Below are 21,608 nucleotides of genomic sequence, written 5' to 3'. Positions count from 1 at the left end.
TGCGATTCGCCGGTGCGCGGGTCGTTCCGATAAGGCGGTAACGATAGAGACCATGGTCGGCAGCATCGACCACACACAATGAACAACGAGCGGGGCTTGCTTGCTGTCGATCCCAACCCACGAAGAAATGCTCGACGCGCTCGGGCAACGATTCACCTTCGCCTTGGCCGACGGGCAAACCGTCGACGCCGTGCTCTCGCATGCGCCCGCGGGCGTTGCCATGAGCGACAGTTTCGTCTGCTACGCAGCGACCTTTGAGCTGCCCGCAGGCGTTGCGCTGCCTCAGGACGTTTATCGCATCGGTTCGCCGACCGGCCGAACCTGGGATCTGCTCGCGACGCCGACGCGACCGACCGAGGACGGCCGATCGACGCTCACTGTCGTCGTGCATACGCATACCGATGAGCTGGACAAAGCGGCCGGCTCGCCGGACGCGAAATAGGCGCTTTTCTCTTTTTCGACAGGAGGCGTGTGATGAGTGATCCGTTTTTGGGCGAAATCCGCATGATGGGGTTCAACTTTGCTCCCACTGGCTGGGCGCAGTGTCAGGGACAACTGATGCCGATCTCGCAGAACCAGGCTTTGTTCGCGCTGCTCGGCACGTTCTACGGCGGTAACGGCACGTCGAACTACCAACTGCCGAACCTGCAGAGCCGCACGCCTGTGGGCATCGGGCAGGGGCTCGGGCTCTCGACCATCGACATCGGCGAGCAAGGCGGCACGGAGAGCGTCACGCTGACGACGGCGAACATGCCGCAGCATACGCACGTGGCGACGCAAGGGCCTGGCACTGCGACGGGCAACATCGCGCTACCCGCAACGACATCGACCGACACGACGGGCGACGGCGGCGTGCCCGGCCCCACCGCCGTGCTGGGACCGGTCAGCTCCGGCGGGCGCCCCCTTGGTCTGTACAGCACCGCAACCGACCACGCCACGACGCTCAAGCCTTTCAGTGTGACGCTGCAGACCACGGCGCCGACGATTACCAACAGCCTTGTCGGGAACAATATTCCCGTTGAGACGCGTAATCCGTATCTGGGTGTCAATTTCTGTATTGCGCTGCAAGGGGTTTTCCCGTCGCGCTCGTAATGAAATGAGTGCGTGCCGCGCGAGCGGCACGCCTTTAAGGATGTGAAGCGATGAAACTCGCCGCCGGCCTCTCCAAACTTCTCGGCGCCATGCGCTCGCCTGCCACCCACGCACGCAGGGAACGCGCAGCGCTTCCCGCGCCGCTGCTCGTTGCGCTCGAGCCGCGCATCGTCTATGACGCATCGGCTGCGTCCATCGGTGCGGCGGCGGTGGTCGCGCAGCATCACGCGAATGTCGATGGCCATCCGGCGAGCCTTGCGCAAGAGGGGGCGTCCCCGGCTGCCCAGGCGCAGAGCGCGACGGCAGCGCGCACGTCGAACCTGTCGGACGCGACGCCTCGTCATGGGTATATGACGCCGGCTGCGGGCGACACCACGGCTGCTTCGTCGACGATGCGGGCGGTGCACGGTTTCACCGATGCGGTGGCCCAGTCGGCGGACAAACAGGTCGTCTTCATCAATTCGAACGTCACCGGCTACCAGACACTCGTCGCGGGCCTGCCGCAGGGCACGCAATATGTGATCCTCGATTCGACGAAGGATGGCCTCGCGCAAATCGAGCAGTATCTGCAGCAGCACCCGGGTGTCAGCGCGATCCATCTCGTTTCGCACGGTTCCGACGGCAACGTGCAGATCGGCGGCACCTGGCTCAACCAAGGCGATATCGCGACGTATAGCGCGGAACTGGCGCAGATCGGCGCGGCGATGCGGCCGGGCGGCGACTTCTTGATTTACGGCTGCGATGTCGCCCAAAACGCCGACGGCAAGGCGCTCGTGCAGCAGATTGCCTCGATCTCGGGATTGAACGTGGCGGCATCGACCGATGCCACCGGGGCGGCCGCGCTCGGCGGCGACTGGGCGCTCGAGTACGACGCCGGCGCGGTCCGTACGTCGGTGATTTTTTCGCAGGCTGCCGAGCAGCAATATGCCGGACTATTGGCCGTCACCGATGAAACATACGATGGACTGGTCGGCTTTGACACGGCCGGCGGTGCGGCGGGCGTCACATCGTTCGACCTGGACGGCATTCACTACACGTTGGACCAGGCTGCGGAATTTGCCGTCGACACCACGACCGTCAACCAGTTCGGCCCTCCGCCGCTCAGTACAGGCCCCAGCGATGGGGTGTTGTTCGGCAACGTGCAAGGCACTTCGCTGACATCGATGACCATGTCGCTGCAAAACGGCGACAAGATGGCCGTGCAGAGCTTCGATATCGACATCAATGCGCCGTCGGTAGTCGCGGTCGAGGCGCTGAATTCCTCCGGAGTCGTGGTAGGCACGCTCACGCTCGATACGTCGGCGAATGGCGGCAGCTCGGTGTTTCACGTCAATTTGTCGGGCAACGCTGCTTTCGCAGGCGTCACGAGCCTGAGATTGCGCGAGACGGATTCGGCGTTTCTCACGCCGACGCTCAACAACTTTACGTATGTCGACCTTTCTTCACCACCGGCCTTGACGGCTTCCGGCGGCAGCACGTCCTTCGTCGAAGCGGATAACGCCACCTCCACGCCGGTCGCGGTCGACAGTGGTATCACGTTGACCGACGGCGATACAACGACTGCGAAGCAGGGAACGGTCAGCATCACGGGGAACTTTTCGAGCGGCCAGGACGTGTTGGCGTTCACGAATACGAGTGCCGCGACGTACGGCGACATCAGCGCTTCGTACTCTGCCGGCTCCGGTATCCTGACGCTCACTTCGGCGAGCGGCACGGCCACGATTGCGCAATGGCAGAACGCGTTTCGCGCGGTGACCTATACCGATACGGCTGTAACGCCGACCACTAGCACGCGTACGGTCAGCTTCCAACTGACGAGCGACGCCTACCAATCGTCCAGCAATGCGGTCACGAAAAGCGTGACCGTCACGGGAACCGATCAAACGCCGATTGTGACGACGACGGGGGGCACAACGAGCTTCAGCGGTGGGGCGTCCGCTATCACCATCGACGGCGGTATCACGGTCAGCGATCTCGACAATACGACACAATCGTCGGGAACGGTGTCGGTTTCGGGCGGCTTCCATAGCGGCGACACGCTGAGCTTCACGAACGATGGCGCGACGATGGGCAACGTCTCGGCCTCATACAACGCGGCGACGGGTGTGTTGACGCTGACCTCGGCGGGTGCGACGGCGTCCGATGCGCAGTGGGCCGACGCGCTGAAAGCCGTGAAGTTCTCGAGCACGAGCACGACGTACGGCAGTCGCACGATTTCGTTCGCGACGAGCGACGGCACGAAGACGAGCACCGCGGCGACCGATACGATCAATGTCGTGAACCCGGTGCAAGTGACGACCGATTCGGGCTCGGCCGCGTTCGTGGCCGGCGACAACACGGCATCGACGCCGGTGGCGATCGATTCCGGCTTGACGGTGAGCGACACTGCCGCCACGACGCTCGGTTCGGCGACGGTGGCCATCACGGGCAACTTCCATAGCGGTGAGGACGTGCTCGCGTTCACCAACAACGGCTCGACGATGGGCAACGTCTCGGGTTCGTACAACGCGGCGACGGGCGTGTTGACGCTGACGTCGGCGGGTGCGACGGCGACGCTCGCGCAATGGCAGAGCGCGCTCGATTCGGTGACTTACACCGACACGGCGGTTACGCCGAACAATGCGACACGCACGGTGAGTTTCACCGTCGTCGATAGCGCGAGCAACACGAGCAATGCGGCGACGCGCACGGTGACGGTGACCGATATCGATCAAACGCCGATCGTGACGACGACGGGCGGCACGACGAGTTATGTTGGCGCATCGGGGGGGGTAGTCATCGATACCGGCGTGTCGGTGAGCGACCTCGATAATGCGACGCAGTCGGCCGCGACCGTGTCGATCGGCGCGGGCTTTCACAGCGGCGACGTATTGAGCTTCACCAACAACGGTTCGACGATGGGCAACATCGCCGCCTCGTACGACGGGAGCTCCGGTGTGTTGCTGCTGACATCGATAGGTTCCACCGCGACCGACGCTCAGTGGGCCACGGCCTTGAGCGCCGTGACTTTCTCGAGCACGAGTACGACCTACGGCAGCCGCACGATTTCGTTCGCCACCAACGACGGTTCAAAGAACAGCGCCTTCGCGAACGATACGGTCAACATGACCGCGCCGCCCGTCATCACGACCGATGCGGGCTCGGCGGCATTCGTCGCGGCAGACAATACCGCATCGACGCCGGTCGCGATCGATCCGGGCTTGACCGTGACCGACGGTAGCGCCACGACGCTCGCGTCGACGACGGTGGCGATCACGAGCGGTTTCCATCCAACGGAGGACGTCCTCGGGTTCACGAACGACGGCTCGACGATGGGCAACATTGCGGCGTCGTACAACGCGGCGACTGGAGTGCTGACGCTCACGTCGGCGGGCGCGACGGCGACGCTGGCGCAATGGCAAAGCGCGCTGCGCGCGGTCACGTATACCGATACGCTCGTTACACCAGCTACTCCCACACGCACGGTGAGTTTCTCGACCGTCGATGGCGCCGGTAATACGAGCGCCACGGCCACGCGCACCGTGACGGTGACCGACACCGATCAAACGCCGATCGTCACGACGACGAGCGGCACGACGAACTACGTCGGCGGCACCTCTGCCGTCACGATCGACGGTGGCATCACGGTGAGCGATCTCGACAATACGACGCAATCGGCGGCGACGGTATCGGTAACGGGCGGCTTCCACAGTGGCGACACGCTCACGTTCGTCAATACGAATTCGACGACGTTCGGCAATATCGTGAGTTCGTTCAACTCCGCGACGGGCGTGTTGACGCTGACGTCCTCGGGCGCGACGGCCACCGACGCGCAGTGGGCGAGCGCATTGTCGGCCGTGACCTTTTCCTCCGGTTCGAGCGCCACGCCGGGCAACCGCACGATATCGTTCGCAACCAGCGACGGCACGAAGGCGAGCGCAGGAGCTACCGACACGGTGGCGGTGCTCGGCCCGCCGACGATCACGACCGATTTGGGTTCGGCCTCGTTCATAGCCGGCGACAACACGGCATCGACACCCGTCGCGATCGATTCCGGGCTGACCGTGACCGATGGCGCGGCCTCAACGTTGTCGTCGGCGACGGTTGCGATCACGGGCAACTTCCATTCGGGCGAAGACGTCCTTGGCTTCGCAAACACGAATTCGACGACGTACGGCAACATCGCCGCTGCGTACAACTCGGCGACGGGCGTGTTGACGCTTTCGTCCTCGGGCAATACGGCGACGCTCGCCCAATGGCAGGCTGCGCTCGATGCGGTGACGTACACGGACACGGCGGTGACGCCGAATGCTGCGACGCGCACGATCAGCTTCTCCGTCGTCGATACGGCGAGCGTCACGAGCAATACGGCCACGCGCACCGTGACGGTGACCGACACCGATCAAACGCCGATCGTCACGACGACGGGCGGCACGACGAACTACGTCGGCGGCACCTCTGCCGTCACGATCGACGGCGGCATCACGGTGAGCGATCTCGACAATACGACGCAATCGGCGGCGACGGTATCGGTAACGGGCGGCTTCCACAGTGGCGACACGCTCACGTTCGTCAATACGAATTCGACGACGTTCGGCAATATCGTGAGTTCGTTCAACTCCGCGACGGGCGTGTTGACGCTGACGTCTTCGGGCGCGACGGCCACCGACGCGCAGTGGGCGAGCGCATTGTCTGCAGTCACGTTCTCGGCGAGTGCTAGCGCCACGCCGGGCAATCGCACGATATCGTTCGCAACCAGCGACGGCACGAAGACGAGCGCAGGAGCTACCGACACGGTGGCGGTGCTCGGCCCGCCGGCGATCACCACGGATGCCGGTTCGGCCGCTTTCGTGCAAGCCGATAACACGGCGTCTACGCCGGTGGCGATCGATTCGGGGTTGACGCTAACCGATGGGACATCGCCGACGCTGGCCTCCGCTACCGTGGCAATCACGGGCAACTTCCATAGCGGCGAGGACGTGCTGGCGTTCAACAATACGAGCGCGGCCACGTATGGCGACATCGCCGCTTCGTACAACGCGGGGACGGGGGTGCTCACGCTGACCTCGGCCGGCGCGACGGCTACGCTGGCACAGTGGCAAGCGGCGCTGGAAGCGGTGACGTACACCGATACCGCGCCCCTACCGAACACGGCGACGCGCACGATCAGCTTCGCGGCCGTCGATACGGGCGCGTTCACGAGCAATACGGCAACGCGCACGGTAACGGTGACGCGCACCGATCAAACGCCGATCGTGACGACGACGGGCGGCACGACGAACCATGTGGCGGGCACGTCGGCGACGACCGTCAATCCGGGCGTGGGGGTCACCGATCTCGACAACCCCACGCAGTCCTCGGCGACCGTCGCGATCACGGGCAACTTCCACACCGGCGAGGACGTGCTCGCGTTCACGAACGGCAGTGCCGCGACGTTCGGCAACATCGCCGCGACCTACGACGGGGCAACAGGCGTGCTGACCTTGTCTTCGGCTGGCGCCACGGCCACGGATGCTCAATGGGCGAGCGCGCTCTCGGCCGTGACGTTCTCGAGCAACGGCACGCACTTCGGCAATCGCACGATTTCATTCACGACCAACGACGGCGTCAAGACGAGCGCGGCGGCGAGCGCTACGGTGGCCGTGCTGGATCGGCCGCACGTCGGCACCGAGGCGGGTGCGGCCTCGTTCGTCGCGGGCGACAACGTGGCGTCGACGCCGGTCGTCGTTTCCCCGGGTTTGACGCTGACCGACATCAGCAGTACCGCGGCGACGTCGGCGACGGTAGCGATCACGGGCGGCTTCCATGCCGGCGAAGACGTGCTCGCGTTCAAGAACGACGGTGCGACGATGAGCAACATCGCTGCGAGCTACGACGCCAACACCGGCGTGATGACGCTGAGCTCGGCCGGCGGTGCGGCCACGCTCGCGCAGTGGCAGGCCGCGTTGGCTTCCGTGACTTATACCGATACGGCCATCACTCCCGATAACGCGACGCGCACGGTCAGCTTCACGGTGACCGACGGCAACGGCACGACGAGCGACGCGCAAACGCGCAGCGTGACCGTGGCCGATACCGATCAAACGCCGATCGTTACGACGTCGGGCAGCGTGTCGTTCACGGCGCGCGGCAACGGCTCGACCCCGGTGGCAGTGGCTCCGCAACTGACGATCGGCGACCGGGACAACGCCACGCTCGCATCGGCCCAAGTGTCGATCGGCACAGGTTTCGATGCAGCCAACGATAGGCTCGCATTCGCGAGCAGCGCGGCGACGGGCAACATCACGGCCAACTACGACGCCGCGACCGGCGTGTTGACTTTGACCTCGGCCGGCGGCACGGCCACGATCGCGCAATGGACCGCCGCGCTGCAGTCGGTCACCTACGCGAACGCAGCGCTCAACGCGGGCAGTAGCCGCACGGTGACGTTCACGGTGAACGACGGCGTGAAGACGAGCGCCGCCGCGTCCAGCACGATCGCGATCACCAACGCGCCGGCATTCCCGCCGATCGTGCCTTCGCCGCCGCCGCCGATCATCGTCGCGCCCGCGCAGACGCATTCGTCGTTGTTCACGGGTGACGACAATACGGCGCCGCCCGACGTGCTCGAGGAGTTCGCTCAGCCGCTGCCGATCGGCTCGGTGCCTGTCGTTTCGACCATGACGTTTACCGATCCGAGCGCCCCGGCGCATACCTATTCGTTGGATCGTACGTCGGTGTCGCGCACGGATATGACGGCGCTCAACGCGTCGATCGCCGTGCTGCCCATCGACGCGCCGCTCGCATTGCCCGACGTTTCGTTCGAGATGGCGCCGAACGATCCGTTCTCCATCAGCGTGGCGACATTGCTGCCGCCTTCGGAGGCGATGCACGGCGGCTCCGACGTCACCGTCCAACTCGCCAACGGCCACACGCTGCCGGGCTGGATCCACTACGACGCAGCGAACGGCGTCTTGCGCGGCAAGCTGCCGCCGGGCGTCGAGGACGTGCATATCGTCGTTCGAACGCGCGATGCGTCCGGGCATGAAACGCGTCGCGAACTCGTGCTGGCGCCGCACGAGAAGCACGGCGGCTCGCATGGCGCTGCACGCGGCGTCGCCCATCCGAAGGCGCCGGGGCATGCGGCGCTCGCGGAGCCGTCCGTCGCGCGCGCGGCGCACCCGGTCGGCAAGCCTTCGCTCGATCAACAGTTCGCCAAGGCGCGCGCGGCGTTGCACGTATCGAATCCGGGCGGCGCTGCGCGCCGCGTATGAATCTCCGTCATCCTTCAACACCAATGAGACTACAACCCTCTGTTGCCGAAACAATGCCCGCGCCTCCCATGGCGCTTGCGGCAAACGCCGCGCGCGAGCCGCATTCCAAGCGTGCATTGCGTCCGTCGCTGATCGCCCTCTCGGTGGCGGCATTGTGGCTGTCGGGCTGCGCGATCAAGCCGACGCCGTTCACCGATGCCGAGCGCGCACAAAGCGCACGAGCCGATCGCACGGCGATGTTCGCGGATCAACCGCCGCTCAGCGGCCCCGTCACGCTCGAAGAAGCCATGGCGCGCGCGATTCGCTACAACCTCGATCATCGTCTGAAGATGATGGAAGAGGCGCTCGCGCAAAAGCAACTCGATGTGGCGAATTTCGACATGCTGCCGCGCTTGACGGCCGCGGCCGGCTATACGCATCGGGACCATCCGCTCGCGTCGGAGTCCATCTCGCTGCAGACGCATCAGGTGTCGTTGGAGCCGTCGTATTCGACCGATCAGAACGATCGCACGGCCGATCTCACGTTCTCGTGGAACGTGCTCGACTTCGGCGTAAGCTACTTCGAGGCCAAGGAACAGGCCGATCGGGTGCTCGTCGTCGAGCAGCGCCGGCGCAAGGTCGTGCAGTTGATGATGCAGCAAGTGCGCGAAGCATACTGGCAAGCGGTGGGCGCGCAACGCCTCGAGAAGCGGGTCGGCCCGCTGCTCGCGCAGGCCCGCCAAGCGCTCGAGGATTCGCGCAAATCGCAGCAGGAGGGGCTGCGCTCGCCGCTCGATACGCTGGCCTATCAGCACGCGCTGCTCGACATCATGCGCCAGCTCGAAGCCGTGCGCGACCTGCTCGACGAGGCCAAGCCGCGGCTCGCCTCGCTCATGAACGTCGCACCCGGGACCGACATCACGCTCGCGCCGCCCGAGGACTTTACGGTGCCGCAGTTCGACATGCCGATGGACCGCATGGAAGAGACGGCGCTCGAGCGCCGGCCCGAACTCGTCGAAGCGAGCTACAACGAGCGGATCAGCATCAACGAGACGCACAAGGCGATCGCCAAGCTGCTGCCCGGCATCGAATTCCAGTTGGGCACGCACTACGATAGCAACAGCTTCCTCGCCTATCACGCATGGCGTGCGGCGGGCATCAACGTGAGCTGGAATCTCTTGAACCTGCTCAATGCGAAGAACATCCGCGGTATGGCGGACGCGCAGCGCGACGTCGCTCATGCACAGCAGCTCGCGCTGTCGATGGCCGTGCTCACGCAAGTGCACGTCGCGCGCGCCGAGTTGAGCGCCAAGCAGCGCCAGTTCGATCTATTCAAGCAGATCAACGATGTGGACGGCCAGATCCTGCAGCACACGCACAACGCCACCATGGCGAACGCGCAAGGCAAGCTCGAAGAGATTCGCGCGGCAACTTCGGCAATGATGTCGGAGTTGCGCCTGTATCAAAGTTACGGTGAACTCGAAAGCGCTTACGGTCAGATGTTGGCGACGCTCGGGCTCGACCCGCTGCCCGCGGATGCCGGCAAGGGAGATTTGAAATCGATCGAGCAGTCGATCGGCACGGAGCAAGCGCGTTGGGCCCAATTCGGCCGCGCGGACGGAGCAAAAACGCAATGAATCGATGGTGCAGGGCAGGGCGGCGCGGTACGGCCCTGATGGTAGTGGTTTGCAGCTCGTTAGCCGGCGGCGTGCAGGCAGCGGGGCATCAGGCCGTGGCGCCGCATGCGTTGCCGGCGGCGCCGAATGCGTCGATGGCTACGGCTGTGCCCGGCGTGTCTTCGGCCGCGCATGCCGACGAAGACGGCCGGATTCGCGTTCAGCTCGTCGCGCGCGATCAAGTCGACATATCGAGTGAAATCAGCGCGAAGATCGCCTCGATGCCGTTTCGCGACGGCGATGCGTTTCGCGCCGGGCAGACGCTCGTCTCGCTCGATTGCTCGCTGTATGCCGCGCAGTTGCACAAGGCCCAGGCGGAAGCCGATGCGGCCGTGCAGCTAAGACGTGTCAACGATCGCCTCTCGCAACTGCATTCGATCGGCGAGATCGAGGTGCAGCAAGCCGAGGCGAAGGCGAAAGCGAGCGCGGCCGAAGTCGCTTATATGCAGGCGACGGTGCGAAAGTGCGGTATCGCCGCGCCGTTCGACGGGCGCGTGGTCAAACGCAGCGCCTCGGCGCAGCAGTTCGCCGAGCCCGGCAAACCGCTGCTGACGATCGTCGACACGGGCCGTCTGGAACTGAAGATGATCGTGCCGTCGAAGTGGCTCGCCTGGCTCAAGCCCGGGCACGCGCTGACGGTGGACGTCGATGAAGTCGGCAAGCGCTATCCCGCCACGGTCGCGCGCATCGGGGCGCGGGTCGACCCCGTGACGCAGACCGTCGACGTGACGGCCGCGCTGGCCGCCCACACGCCCGAGTTGTTGCCGGGCATGAGCGGCTGGGCGCGCTTCACCGCCCCCGGTCGCTAGACGGTAGCCGCATCATGAACGCCCCGCTGCGGATCGAGGCGAGCGCGCTCGCCTTGCTCTGGCAATTGTCCGCGCGTGCACGCGAAGCGTCGAGCGAGGAGACGCTCGGCTTCGTCATCGTCAACGAAACGCTTGCGCTCGCGCCCTACCGCCAGGCGGCATGGTGGCGCGCGCCCGTGCACGTGCCCGGCGCCGTCGCGGCCGTCTCGGGCTTGCCGCAGAGCGACCCGGGCGCGCCCTACGTGCAGTGGCTCGGAGAAGTATGCCGCGCGCTCGAACGTCGTGAGCGTGCTGCTTCGAATGGAACGGCCGGAGCGCAGGCCGCGCAGGCGGCAAGTCCGGGCGAAGCGGCCGCCAATGCAGCGGGGCCGAAAGCATCGGCGCAGAACCCACCGGCGCAGAACGCCGGCCCTGCGGCATCCGCTTGGCCTCATGCGTTCGCCGCCCACGACCTGCCTGATCCGCTCGCAGCCGAATGGGACGCCTGGTGGCCGGCGCACGCGCTATGGGTACCGCTCGTCGATCGGACGGGCCGCTCGTTCGGCGGGGTGGTGTTCGCGCGTGAGCAGCCATGGACGCCCGTGGACGAAGCGCTGCTCGCGGAACTCGCGCGAGTCTGGTCCCATGCGCTCGCGGCGTTTTCTCCTCGTGCGTCATGGGCGGAACGCGCCAAGCTCGCGCTGCGTGCCGGCAAGCAGCGGCGCCGCGTGCTCGTGGCAGCCACCTGCGCGCTCGTCCTGCCCGTGCCGTTGACGGTGCTCGCGCCGGCCGAGGTTACGCCGAAGGACCCGTTCGTCGTGCGCGCGCCGCTCGACGGCGTCATCGACCGCTTGTTGGCGCAGCCCAACCAGCGCGTGGAAGCGGGCACGCCGCTGTTCGCGCTCGACGCCACCGCGCTTGCCTCGCGTTACGCGCTTGCCAACAAGAACTACGCGACGGCGCAGGAGGAATATCGACAGACCGCGCAGCTCGCCGTCACGGACGACAAGGACCGGCTCGACATGGCGCTGCGCAAGGGCAAGCTCGATCAAAGCGCGGTCGAACTCGACTACACGGCGCGCGAACTCGCGCGCGTGAACGTGAACGCGCCGCGTGCCGGCGTGGCCGTCTTCTCCGATCCGAACGATTGGAACGGCAAAGCGGTGTCGATCGGCGAAAAGGTGATGTTGCTCGCCGATCCGGCTCGCGTCGAATTGACGGCCTATGTGCCTGTCGCCGACAACGTCGACGTCGTGCCGGGCGCGAACGTCACGCTCTTCCCGAAAAGCTCGCCGCTCGCTTCGTACGATGCGCGCATCGATACCGTGGCCTATCGTGCCGAGCCGACGACCGAGGGCGTCGTCGCCTATCGCGTGAAGGCCACGTTCACCGGCAACGTCAGACCGCCCCTTGGCGTGATGGGCACCGCGCGCATTCACGGCCGCTGGGTGCCGCTTGCCTACTATCTGCTGCGCCGCCCGCTGGCGAGCGCGCGGCAGTGGCTCGGCTGGTAGGCCGTGCGCGGCCTTCGCTATCACTGACGCGACGCATCGATGTCACGCCTTCCCTCTCTGCGCCAAGAACTGAGCCTGACGTCCGGCGCGCCGACGCCCGACGGCGCGCCGACGTGGACGCTCCACGATCCCGCGGGCAATCGCTTCTTCCAGATCGGCTGGCCGGCGTTCGAGATGCTCTCGCGCTGGTCGCTCGACGACCCCGAGGCGATCGTTGCATCGGTCAACGCGGAGACCACGCTTCGACTGACGCTGGACGACTTCGAGGCGCTTGCGCGGATGCTGCAGCATCAGCATTTGCTCGTTGCGGCGAACCCGGCCGATACGGGGCGGCTCGCGAACGCGGCAGCGGCGCACAAGCTCTCGCACGCGATGTGGCTGCTCAAGCACTACTTGATGATCCGCGTGCCGCTTTGGCGCCCGATGCCGTTCTTGGGACGCTTCGCGGGCTACGCCGAGATTGCCTACCAGCCGGCGTTTTGGACCGCGGTGACGGTGATGGCCCTGACCGGCCTCGTGCTCGTGTCGCAGCGCTGGGATGAGTTCATCCATACCTTCCATGGCTACGCCGACTTGCGGGGACTCGTCGCGATTGGGGCGGCCATCGGCTGCGCGAAGCTATTGCACGAGTTCGGGCACGCGTTCACGGCGCACCGCTACGGCTGCCGCGTGCCGACGATGGGCATCGCGCTGCTCGTGATGGTGCCGGTGCTCTATACCGATACGACCGAGGCCTGGAAGGTGCCGGGGCGCGCGCAGCGCCTGCGCATCGGCGCGGCCGGCATGCTCGCAGAGCTCGCGTTGGCCGCTTTGGCGACGCTTGCGTGGAGCGTGCTGCCCGATGGACCGTTGCGCGCGGGCGCATTTCTGCTCGCGACGACCACCTGGATCGGCACGTTGACGATCAACGCGAGCCCGTTCATGCGCTTCGACGGCTACTTCCTGTTGTCGGACTGGCTCGACATGCCGAACCTGCACGACCGGGCGTTCGCGTTCGGCCGGTGGTGGCTGCGCGAGCGGCTGTTCGGCTTCGGAGATCCGCAGCCTGAACCCTGCGCGCCCAAGCGCCGCCGCTTTCTGATCGCGTTTTCGTTCGCGACTTGGCTCTATCGGCTCGTCGTGTTCTTCTCGATCGCGCTCGTCGTCTACCACGCATTTTTCAAGGCGCTCGGCTTGATGCTGTTTTTCGTGGAGTTCGGCTGGTTCATCGTGCGCCCGATCGCGCGCGAAATCGGCGCATGCTGGCGTCGCCGCTCCGATCTGCCTTGGCGTCGCGAGACGCGGCGCACCGCGGTCATCGGCGCCCTGCTGCTCGGCTTTTTCGTGCTGCCCTGGCACGGCGGCGTCAGCGCACCCGCGGTGCTCGGGCCGTTGCGTGCGCAAGGGCTTTATGCGCCCGAGGCGGGCTTTGTGACGGAGCAGGCGCCAATCGCACGCGACGGACAGCGCGTTCGCGCGGGCGATGTCCTCGCCGTGCTGGCTTCGCCCGATCTCACGCACCGGTTGCAAGCGGCGCAGGCCGATGAGGCGCTGCTCGGCTGGCAGGTCGAGCAACAGCCATTCGACGAGCGCTTGCTCGAACAAGGGGTGGCGCTGCGGCGTCGCTGGGAAGCGGCGCGCGAGACCGAGGCCGGACTCACCGCGCAAGTGGCGCAACTGACGCTGCGCGCCCCCTTCGACGGCGTCGTGCAAACCGATGACGCGCTTGCGCAGGGCGCCTGGCTGCCGCGCGGCGAGCACGTGTTCGACGTCGTCGGGCCGATCGGCGTGAAGGGCGAAGCGTTCATCGGCGAAGACGACGCCGCACGCGTGGCGGCGGGCGATCCCGTGGATTTCGTCGCATCGGTGCCCGAACTCGGTTCGGTGCATTGCCGCGTCATGGCGGTCGATCGCGTGAACGTGGCCACGCTCGACGCCCCCTCGCTCGCGAGCGTCTATGGCGGGCCGCTGCCCGTGCAGCAGCAGAGCGGCACGCATCAGCTCGTGCCGCTCGCGGCGCTCTACCGCGTGCGCATCGGCGATTGCCCGGCCAACGCGGCGTGGCCGCGCGAGATCGACGGTACCGCGACGATCGGCGGTGCGCGGCAAAGCTTCGCGTGGCGTGGGCTCGAGCACCTCGCATCGGTGCTTCGGCGAGAGGGGGGCGCGTAGGGCGAAGGCTCGAACCGTGCGCCGCCTCGCGCGCGGTCCGGTCACGCCGGGTGTCACCGGTCGATTCGGCGTGCGGTCAAGCGGGGGGCGGCCGGCGACGGCACGATTGATGCTTCTGGGTTCGGATGCGGATTTTTTTTGGAGGCCCCATGCCGAACCGTGAGCAACGTGAAGGCAAAACCGAGCGCGCCCAGCAAGCCGATGCAAGCGTCGGGCGCGTACACGTGGAACCCGAGCCTGTGCCCGGCCATACGGAAAACATACCGGTGGACGGCGACATGCGGCAGGCGCCCGGCGCAAGCTCCGACGCCGGCCCGGTGGCGGGTCCCGTCGAAGGGGGCGCGCCCAGCACCGACCCGGATACCGAACCTGGGACCCCGCCGGGGACGCAAAGCGAGCGAGACCGGTCGCGCGGGTCCAATTAGTCGAGGCGGCGATGAGAACAATGACAAGACTGCTGAGTGGCGCGACCTACGCATTCAATGTGCCGTTCGTGCGCCGCGCGTGCGCATCGGGTACCGTCGCGGGCCTAGGCGCGGCAGGCGCTGCCGCTTACGGTGCGCGCAAAGAAGGGGGTACCGCCTGTGCACCCATGAACGCCGTCACGCATTACATCTGGCCCGAGCGAGCCGTGCGCGAACGCGGGTTCAGCGTGCGCCATACCGTGCTGGGCCTAGGCATTCATCAGGCGGCCGCCATCTTTTGGGCGTTGCTGTTCGAGCGCATCGTGCCGCGCGCACCGCGAGCTCACCCCACGCGCGTCATCGCGGCGGCGGCTGCGACTGCTGCCACCGCTTACTGCGTGGATTATCACTTCGTGCCCAAACGCTTGGCGCCGGGTTTCGAGGCGCATCTGGGGCCGCGATCGATGGCGGGCGTGTACGTCGGCATCGCGGTAGGATTGGCCGCCGTTGCGCTGCTTCGCCGTGAAGGACGCTAGTGCAGGGAGACGACGGCGGATTGCGGTGGTGGCAAGGGAGGCGTTCCGCCATCGGAAGTTTTCATGCGGTCTCGGCCTACTCTACGATTGCGCCACTTGCGCGAGGAGATCGCGCAGCCACACGCTGGCCGGGTCCAAATGGCTGCGCGGATGCCACGCGGCGAACATCGAAAAGCCGCGCGCCTCGAATGGCAACTCGAACACGTCGAGCGCGTCGCGATAGCGTGTGGCCAGGCGCATGGGCAAGGTGGAGACGTAATCGGTCAGTGCGAGCAATTCCGGCACGACGGTGAAATGCTGCACCGAGAGGACGACGCGGCGCGCTCGACCCAGCGCTTGCAAATGCTCGTCCATGAACCCGAAGAAACTCCCGCCGCTCGTCGACACGAGCACATGCTCGAGCGAGCAGTACGTATCGAGGTCGAGCGGTGCGACGCCACGCGGGTGCCCCTTGCGCTGCACGCAGACGAAGCGCTCGTCGTAGAGCTTGCGCGCCTTCGCCCACGCCGGAACCATTCGCTCGGAGCCGATCAAGACATCGATCTCTCCACGCTCGAGCCGGTCGATGCTCACGGCCGACTCCGCCGCGACGAACGCGAGTTGTGCGTTCGGCCCAGCCTGCGTGGGCCACGACTGCATCAAACGAAACCCGAGCACGGCTACGGCTTGATCGCTTCCGGCGATGACGAACCGGCGCGTATCGACGAACGGATCGAACGACGCCTGCCCGCGCACGACCGCTTCGACTTGCGCGAGCGCAGCCTTGAGCGGCGCCATCAACTCGGTCCCACGCGCGCTGCGCGTCATACCGCGACCGCTCGGGGAAGGAATCAGCAGCGGATCGCCGAATAGCTGCCGCAACCGGGCCAACTGGGTCGAGACGGCGGGCTGCGTCAGATGCAGCCGCGCGGCCGCGCGGGTCACATTCGATTCCTCGAGCAGCGCATCGAGCGAAACGAGCAGGTTTAGGTCGACGCCCTTTAGATCAATCACGTTTATGGGTCGAATCTTTAGAATTGATTTCAAGAATACCTAGCCGAGGCCTAGAGTTCAATCGTCCGATTTCATTTCCCTACTCGACCACACCGGAGGAACCGACGATGAAGGCCTGGATGCTCGACCAACCTGGCAAGCCCTTGGCGCTGCGCGAAGAGCCTACGCCGCAACCGCGGCGCGGCGCCGTGCTGCTGCGCATGCAAGCCGTGCCGCTGCTCAGTTACACCCGCGCATACGTAGAGGGCAAGCTGCCGTATGCCTTTCCGCCCGGGCCGTTTTCCCCGGGAACGAACGGCGTCGGCTGCATCGAAGCGGTGGGAGAGGGTGTATTCGGTTTTCGCGCTGGCCAGCGCGTGGCCGTCAATCCCTATTGGCGCGCCGACGAAACCGTTGCGGAGCCCGAGCAAGTGCTGATCGGGCTGACAGGGATCAGTGCCGGGAGCGCATCGCTACTCGAGGACTATCGCCACGGCACGCTGCGAGAATTGGCCGAGTTCCCCGCTTCGACGGTCATCGCCTTGGATGGGCTCGATGCGGTGCCGTCTTCGCGCCTCGCGGCGCTCGGCAAGTTCTCGGTCCCATTCGGCGGTTTGCGGCGCGGGCGCTTGAGCGCAGGTGAAACGGTGGCCGTCAACGGCGCCACGGGTTACTTCGGCTCGGCCGCAGTACTGGCCGCGCTGGCGCTCGGCGCGGGCCGCGTCATCGCGCTGGGCCGCCGTGCGCAAGCGCTGACCAAGCTCGTCGAATTGGGCGCGGGGCGCGTGCGCCCTGTCGTGCTCACGGGCGATGGCGCGCGCGACGTCGCCGCGATTCGCGAAGCCGCGGGCGGCGGGGTGGATCTCGCCTTCGACATGGTCGGCCACGCGTCCGATGCCGGTGCGACGCTCGCCGCGCTGCGCAGCTTGCGCCGCAACGGCCGGCTCGTGCTGATGGGCAGCATGCAGGTGGAACTGCCGATTCCCTACGGCGAGATGCTGCTCAACAACTGGGAGCTGATCGGCAACTTCATGTACACGCGGGCCGATTATTTGGCGCTGGTTTCGCTCGTGGCTTCAGGGCAGCTCTCGCTCGATGCGGTTGACGTGACGGGCTACCCGTTCGCTCAACTGGAAGCCGCGATCGATCGTGCCGGCGAGGCGCAGGGCCTGCAATGCACGGTCGTCGAGGCCGAAGACGAGCGCGCCTGGGGCGCCCCGCCGGCGCGCCCCGCGGCGCAGGCCGTCAGTTGACGAGCATCCCCGTCAGCCAATAGGCCTGAACCACCGTCATCACGCACACGATGAGCGCGAAGAACAGGCTGTGCCGCAGAGTGAAGCGAAACAGCGACGCCTCCTGCCCCGCGAGGCCCGTTGCGGCGCACGCCACGGCGATCGATTGCGGCGAGATCATCTTGCCGGTTACGCCGCCTGTCGTGTTCGCCGCGACGAGCAACGTGTCGGACACGCCGATCTGATGGGCGGTCGTATGTTGCAGCGAGCAGAACAGCGCGTTCGACGAAGTGTCCGAGCCGGTCAAAAACACCCCCAGCCACCCGAGCAGCGGCGAGAAGAACGGGAACGCCGCGCCGGTGCCCGCGAGCAACAGGGCGAGGGTGGAGGACATGCCCGAGTAGTTTTCGACGAAAGCGAAAGCGAGCACGAGGCCGATCGACAACACGGGGCGGCGCAGCTCGCCGATCGTTTCCGCGAGCGTGGCGGCGGCCTCGCGCGGCTTGACGCGAAGCAGTGCGGCCGAGATCAGTGCCGTGAGCAGAATGGCCGTGCCGACTGCCGAGACGAGGTCGAGTTTGAAGACGGCATCGTAAGCCTTCGGCGCGGCGACGATCGGCGCGGTTTTGAGCACCAGCCGATCGAGCCCCGGAACGTGCACCGAGAAGACCGTACCGGCCAGCGCGCCGTGCGCCGCGAACAGCGCTTTGAACGCAGGCAAGCTCCAGATCGTAACGATGATCGTTAGGAGTACGAACGGCATCCACGCGCGTAGCGTCTGCGCGGCGGTATAGGGCGAGGGCTGGCGGCTGCGGGCCGCGATCTGTGCGCCGTTGCCGCCTGCGCCGAAGCCGGTGAGGGCGGCCGCGCCGCCGCCCGTGGCGCCCACGGCTGCTTGCGACGCCGCGCGCGGCTGCCAGACTTTGAGGAAGGCCGTGAGCGAGACGAGGCTCACGAGCGCCGAGGTGATGTCGGGCAGCTCCGGTCCGATGTGATTGGACGTGAAGTACTGCGTGACGGCGAAGCTGCCGCCGGCGACGAGCGCTGCGGGCCACGTTTGTTTGACGCCGCGCAGGCCGTCCATGACGAACACGAGCCAGAACGGCACGAACAGCGAGAGCAGCGGCAACTGCCGGCCCGCCATCGCGCCGATGTGGAACGGATCGAGGCCCGTCACTTGACCGGCGACGATGATGGGGATGCCCATCGCACCGAAGGCGACGGGCGCGGTATTGGCCATGAGGCACAGGCCCGCGGCGTAGAGCGGATTGAAGCCCAGGCCAACGAGCAATGCGGCCGTGATGGCCACGGGTGCGCCGAAGCCCGCGGCGCCTTCGAGAAACGCGCCGAAGGAAAACCCGACCAACAGCATCTGCAAGCGGCGATCGTCGGTGATCGACAGGACCGAGGCGCGAATGATTTCGAATTGCCCGGCTTTCACGACGATCTTATAAAGGAACACGGCCGTCACGATGATCCAGGCGATCGGCCATATGCCGTAGGCAAAGCCGTAGCCCGCGGCGGCGAAAGCTTGCGTGGCCGGCATGTGATAAGCGGCGATCGCCACCGCGAGCGAAAGCGCTAGGGTAATCGCGGCCGCGACGTGCCCCTTGAGCTTGAACCCTGCCAGCGCGACGAAATAAAACACGACGGGGATGCCGGCCGCGAGGGCGGATAGCCCTAAGCTGCCGAGCGGCATATACGTTTGACTCCAAGCCTGCATGTCGGTCTCCTCCGAAGATGCATAAAAAAGCGGGAGCGCCGTCGGCGAGCGCGCAGGACAGGCAGCCCCCTGCTCGACGGCAAGCGTCGAGCGTCGAACGGGGAGTGCGGGCGCGTTCGCGTCGGTCGCGTTATTCGGGTTGGCCGCGGCTGCGCAGCAAATCGGCGAGGCTGCGCGGCGCGGGTTTGAGCGGCGTGCGGTGCTGCGTCCATCCCATCTGCCGCCGCGGCGTGAAGGCGGATAGGCGCGTTGCCGCCCAGCGGAACAATCGATAGACGCGCGGGTGCGCGAACGCACCGCGCCAAAAGCGCCAGACGATTTGCTCGCGCTGGCTGTAGTTCGCGCCTTGGCCGCGCAGCGGGTGCGATACGGCTTCGGTCGGTGCGCGATTCGCTTCCGTGCGCAGCCGCACCAGCAATTGCGGAATCGGAATGCGCACGGGGCAGACCTCGCCGCAGGCGCCGCACAGCGACGATGCGGTCGGCAAATCCGCCGTCGCCTCGAGCCCGAGCAAATGCGGCGAGATGATCTTGCCGATGGGGCCGGGATAGGTCGTGCCGTAAGCATGTCCGCCGATGCGCGTATACACCGGGCAGTGGTTCATGCACGCGCCGCAGCGGATGCATTGCAACGTCGCACGCAATTGCTCGTCGGCATAGGCCTGGGTGCGGCCGTTGTCGAGCAGGACGAGATGCATCTCGCGTGGCCCGTCACGTTCGCCTTCGCGGCGCGGCCCCGAGATCAGGTTGAAGTAGGTGGTGATGGCCTGTCCCGTAGCGGAGCGCGTGAGCAGACTCGCGAGCGGCACGATGTGTTCGAGCTTCTCCACGACTTTCTCGATGCCCATCACCGCGATATGCACGTCGGGCACGGTGGTGGATAGCCGCCCGTTGCCTTCGTTCTCCACGAGCCAGAGCGTTCCTGTATCGGCCGCCGCGAAATTCACGCCCGACAGTCCGATGTCGGCATCGACGAAGGCATGGCGCAGCGCGCGCCGGCCCGTCTGCAGCAATGCATCGACGTCCTCGGTGTAGGCCGCATCGGCGATCTTCGCCTCGAACAAGCGGGCGATATCGGCCTTGGTTTTGTGAATCGCGGGCATGACGATGTGCGATGGCTTCTCGTCGGCCAACTGAACGATGAATTCGCCCAGATCGGACTCGGTGCAGGTCACGCCGTGTTCTGCAAGGTAATCGTTGAGTTCGATCTCCTCGCTCGCCATCGATTTGCCTTTGATGATGCGTTTGGCGCGATGAGCCCGTGCGATGTCGAGGATGATCGCATTCGCCTCGGCCGGCGTCTCCGCCCAATGCACGCGCACGCCGCGCGCGACGAGCGCGGTCTCGAGCGTCTGCAGCAACTCGGGCAGGCGTGCGAGCGCGTGTTGACGAATGGCTTCGCCCAAATCGCGCAGCGCTTCGAGCTCGTCGGCATCGGGAAACTGAACGGCGCGTTTCGCTTGCAAGAAATCCATCGCGCCGCGAAAGCTGGCGCGTAACTGGGGATCGTCGAGCGCCGCGCGCGCGCGTGCCTTGAAGTCGCCGGGCGGGACGAAATGAAGCGCTTGAGTGCTCATCGATCTTCCTCTCGTTGCGCGTGATCCGTGCCGTCTTCGTCGGTGACGATGACGACCCATAGCGCGCGGGGACCGTGTGCGCCGTAAGCTAGCGTTTGTTGAATGTCCGACGTTTTCGACGGGCCGGAGACGAGCACGAGGTTCGTCGGCATTCCTTCGCGCCAGCGTTCCGTATGCGCAGCTTCATGCAAGTCGCGGTGCAGCGTGTCGGCATGGACGAGGGCGATGTGCAGCGGCGGGGCGAGCGACATCGTGCGAGGCGAGCCGCGGTCCGGGCACAGGACGATCGTTCCCGTCGCGGCGATGCCCGAGCGCGCGACCGTGAAGCCGGCTTCGACCGTATCGAAGAGTTCGGCCTTCCACTGTTCGAGCGGCTTCGCGAACGCGAGCGGCTCGACGGTCGCGGGCAACGCGGCTGCGAGCGCCGCGCCTTCGGGTCGGTCCGTATCCAACAGCAAGCGCCGCACGCCGGCTTGCGCGATGCGCTGGGCGAGTTGCGCCTGCCAGGTCGCCGCGCTTGCGCGCCACACGTCTGCGTGCGCGGCCGTGAGGGCGGCCTCGAAAGCATCGATGCGGGCCGCACGGGTAGCCCCGAGCAACGCGCCCCATTGACTGTAGTGCGCGTCGATACGGCCATCCAACTGGGTTCCGGCAACACTCGGAGGTGTCGGCTGCGTCGGCTGGGCCGCGCGAAGCCGCCCGAGAATACGCTCGCGTGCGCCGATCATGATTG

General features: G+C 66.3%; 14 protein-coding genes. 10 read left to right on the top strand and 4 right to left on the bottom strand.

What is annotated here, in order from left to right; translation table 11 throughout:
• The first annotated feature begins 100 nt into the window (after nucleotides 1-100).
• From QQS38_RS09740 to QQS38_RS09700, 9 genes are all read left to right on the top strand, one after another.
• Nucleotides 101-442, top strand: coding sequence for a DUF6916 family protein (locus QQS38_RS09740; protein WP_479645165.1), 342 nt, complete (start codon nucleotides 101-103; stop codon nucleotides 440-442).
• Nucleotides 443-474: 32 nt separating this feature from the next.
• Nucleotides 475-1,092, top strand: a complete 618-nt coding sequence (locus QQS38_RS09735; protein WP_479645164.1) for a phage tail protein — start codon at nucleotides 475-477, stop codon at nucleotides 1,090-1,092.
• 50 nt (nucleotides 1,093-1,142) lie between these two features.
• Nucleotides 1,143-8,324, top strand: a complete 7,182-nt coding sequence (locus tag QQS38_RS09730) for a DUF4347 domain-containing protein (protein ID WP_479645163.1) — start codon at nucleotides 1,143-1,145, stop codon at nucleotides 8,322-8,324.
• 68 nt (nucleotides 8,325-8,392) lie between these two features.
• Nucleotides 8,393-9,940, top strand: a complete 1,548-nt coding sequence (locus QQS38_RS09725) for a TolC family protein (protein WP_479645162.1) — start codon at nucleotides 8,393-8,395, stop codon at nucleotides 9,938-9,940.
• Nucleotides 9,937-10,788 carry an efflux RND transporter periplasmic adaptor subunit gene (locus QQS38_RS09720; protein ID WP_479645161.1) on the top strand — a complete coding sequence of 284 codons (852 nt, stop codon included), beginning with the start codon at nucleotides 9,937-9,939 and terminating at the stop codon, nucleotides 10,786-10,788. Before QQS38_RS09725 ends, QQS38_RS09720 begins: the two co-directional genes overlap by 4 nt.
• Before the next feature lie 14 nt (nucleotides 10,789-10,802).
• Complete coding sequence (locus QQS38_RS09715; RefSeq protein ID WP_479645160.1) at nucleotides 10,803-12,281, top strand: efflux RND transporter periplasmic adaptor subunit; 1,479 nt, start codon at nucleotides 10,803-10,805, stop codon at nucleotides 12,279-12,281.
• A 39-nt stretch (nucleotides 12,282-12,320) separates the two neighbouring features.
• Nucleotides 12,321-14,432: an efflux RND transporter periplasmic adaptor subunit gene (locus QQS38_RS09710; protein WP_479645159.1), complete on the top strand. Its 2,112-nt coding sequence runs from the start codon at nucleotides 12,321-12,323 to the stop codon at nucleotides 14,430-14,432.
• A 149-nt stretch (nucleotides 14,433-14,581) separates the two neighbouring features.
• Nucleotides 14,582-14,857 (top strand): hypothetical protein, encoded by a 276-nt coding sequence (locus QQS38_RS09705; RefSeq protein ID WP_479645158.1) that lies wholly within the window; start codon nucleotides 14,582-14,584, stop codon nucleotides 14,855-14,857.
• Nucleotides 14,858-14,877: 20 nt separating this feature from the next.
• Nucleotides 14,878-15,372, top strand: a complete 495-nt coding sequence (locus QQS38_RS09700) for a hypothetical protein (RefSeq protein ID WP_479645157.1) — start codon at nucleotides 14,878-14,880, stop codon at nucleotides 15,370-15,372.
• Nucleotides 15,373-15,453: 81 nt separating this feature from the next.
• Here QQS38_RS09700 and QQS38_RS09695 read toward each other — a convergent pair whose 3' ends face one another.
• A complete protein-coding gene (locus QQS38_RS09695) occupies nucleotides 15,454-16,365 on the bottom strand; it encodes a LysR family transcriptional regulator (protein ID WP_479645156.1) in 912 nt (303 codons plus the stop codon).
• A gap of 107 nt (nucleotides 16,366-16,472) precedes the next feature.
• Between QQS38_RS09695 and QQS38_RS09690 the strand changes: the two genes are divergently transcribed.
• The gene (locus QQS38_RS09690) at nucleotides 16,473-17,597 is read left to right on the top strand and encodes a zinc-binding dehydrogenase (protein ID WP_479645155.1); all 1,125 of its coding nucleotides are present in this window, start codon (nucleotides 16,473-16,475) and stop codon (nucleotides 17,595-17,597) included.
• On the opposite strand, the gene QQS38_RS09685 is transcribed toward QQS38_RS09690, so the two are convergent.
• The 3 genes from QQS38_RS09685 to QQS38_RS09675 all read right to left on the bottom strand — a co-directional run bounded on the left by QQS38_RS09685 (nucleotide 17,590) and on the right by QQS38_RS09675 (nucleotide 21,600).
• Complete coding sequence (locus QQS38_RS09685; RefSeq protein WP_479645154.1) at nucleotides 17,590-19,299, bottom strand: lactate permease LctP family transporter; 1,710 nt, start codon at nucleotides 19,297-19,299, stop codon at nucleotides 17,590-17,592. The two genes, QQS38_RS09690 and QQS38_RS09685, sit on opposite strands and share 8 nt — an antisense overlap.
• A gap of 130 nt (nucleotides 19,300-19,429) precedes the next feature.
• Entirely contained in the window at nucleotides 19,430-20,875 is a 1,446-nt protein-coding gene (locus QQS38_RS09680; protein WP_479645153.1) for a LutB/LldF family L-lactate oxidation iron-sulfur protein, read from the bottom strand.
• Entirely contained in the window at nucleotides 20,872-21,600 is a 729-nt protein-coding gene (locus QQS38_RS09675; RefSeq protein WP_479645372.1) for a LutC/YkgG family protein, read from the bottom strand. The genes QQS38_RS09680 and QQS38_RS09675 overlap by 4 nt, the downstream gene beginning before the upstream one ends.
• Nucleotides 21,601-21,608: the final 8 nt, after the last annotated feature.

The organism is Trinickia sp. Z7 (assembly GCF_056498045.1).
The sequence above is the reverse complement of the archived record's forward strand: the minus strand, read 5'-3'. Positions and strand labels throughout refer to the sequence as shown.

What these genes read in the sequence shown, in the direction of transcription:
- QQS38_RS09700 (WP_479645157.1), top strand. Translation starts at nt 14,878, where the DNA reads ATGACAAGACTGCTGAGTGGCGCGACCTACGCATTCAATGTGCCGTTC.
- QQS38_RS09725 (WP_479645162.1), top strand. Translation starts at nt 8,393, where the DNA reads ATGGCGCTTGCGGCAAACGCCGCGCGCGAGCCGCATTCCAAGCGTGCA.
- QQS38_RS09685 (WP_479645154.1), bottom strand. Translation starts at nt 19,299, where the DNA reads ATGCAGGCTTGGAGTCAAACGTATATGCCGCTCGGCAGCTTAGGGCTA.
- QQS38_RS09680 (WP_479645153.1), bottom strand. Translation starts at nt 20,875, where the DNA reads ATGAGCACTCAAGCGCTTCATTTCGTCCCGCCCGGCGACTTCAAGGCA.
- QQS38_RS09705 (WP_479645158.1), top strand. Translation starts at nt 14,582, where the DNA reads ATGCCGAACCGTGAGCAACGTGAAGGCAAAACCGAGCGCGCCCAGCAA.
- QQS38_RS09710 (WP_479645159.1), top strand. Translation starts at nt 12,321, where the DNA reads ATGTCACGCCTTCCCTCTCTGCGCCAAGAACTGAGCCTGACGTCCGGC.
- QQS38_RS09690 (WP_479645155.1), top strand. Translation starts at nt 16,473, where the DNA reads ATGAAGGCCTGGATGCTCGACCAACCTGGCAAGCCCTTGGCGCTGCGC.
- QQS38_RS09735 (WP_479645164.1), top strand. Translation starts at nt 475, where the DNA reads ATGAGTGATCCGTTTTTGGGCGAAATCCGCATGATGGGGTTCAACTTT.
- QQS38_RS09720 (WP_479645161.1), top strand. Translation starts at nt 9,937, where the DNA reads ATGAATCGATGGTGCAGGGCAGGGCGGCGCGGTACGGCCCTGATGGTA.
- QQS38_RS09730 (WP_479645163.1), top strand. Translation starts at nt 1,143, where the DNA reads ATGAAACTCGCCGCCGGCCTCTCCAAACTTCTCGGCGCCATGCGCTCG.
- QQS38_RS09715 (WP_479645160.1), top strand. Translation starts at nt 10,803, where the DNA reads ATGAACGCCCCGCTGCGGATCGAGGCGAGCGCGCTCGCCTTGCTCTGG.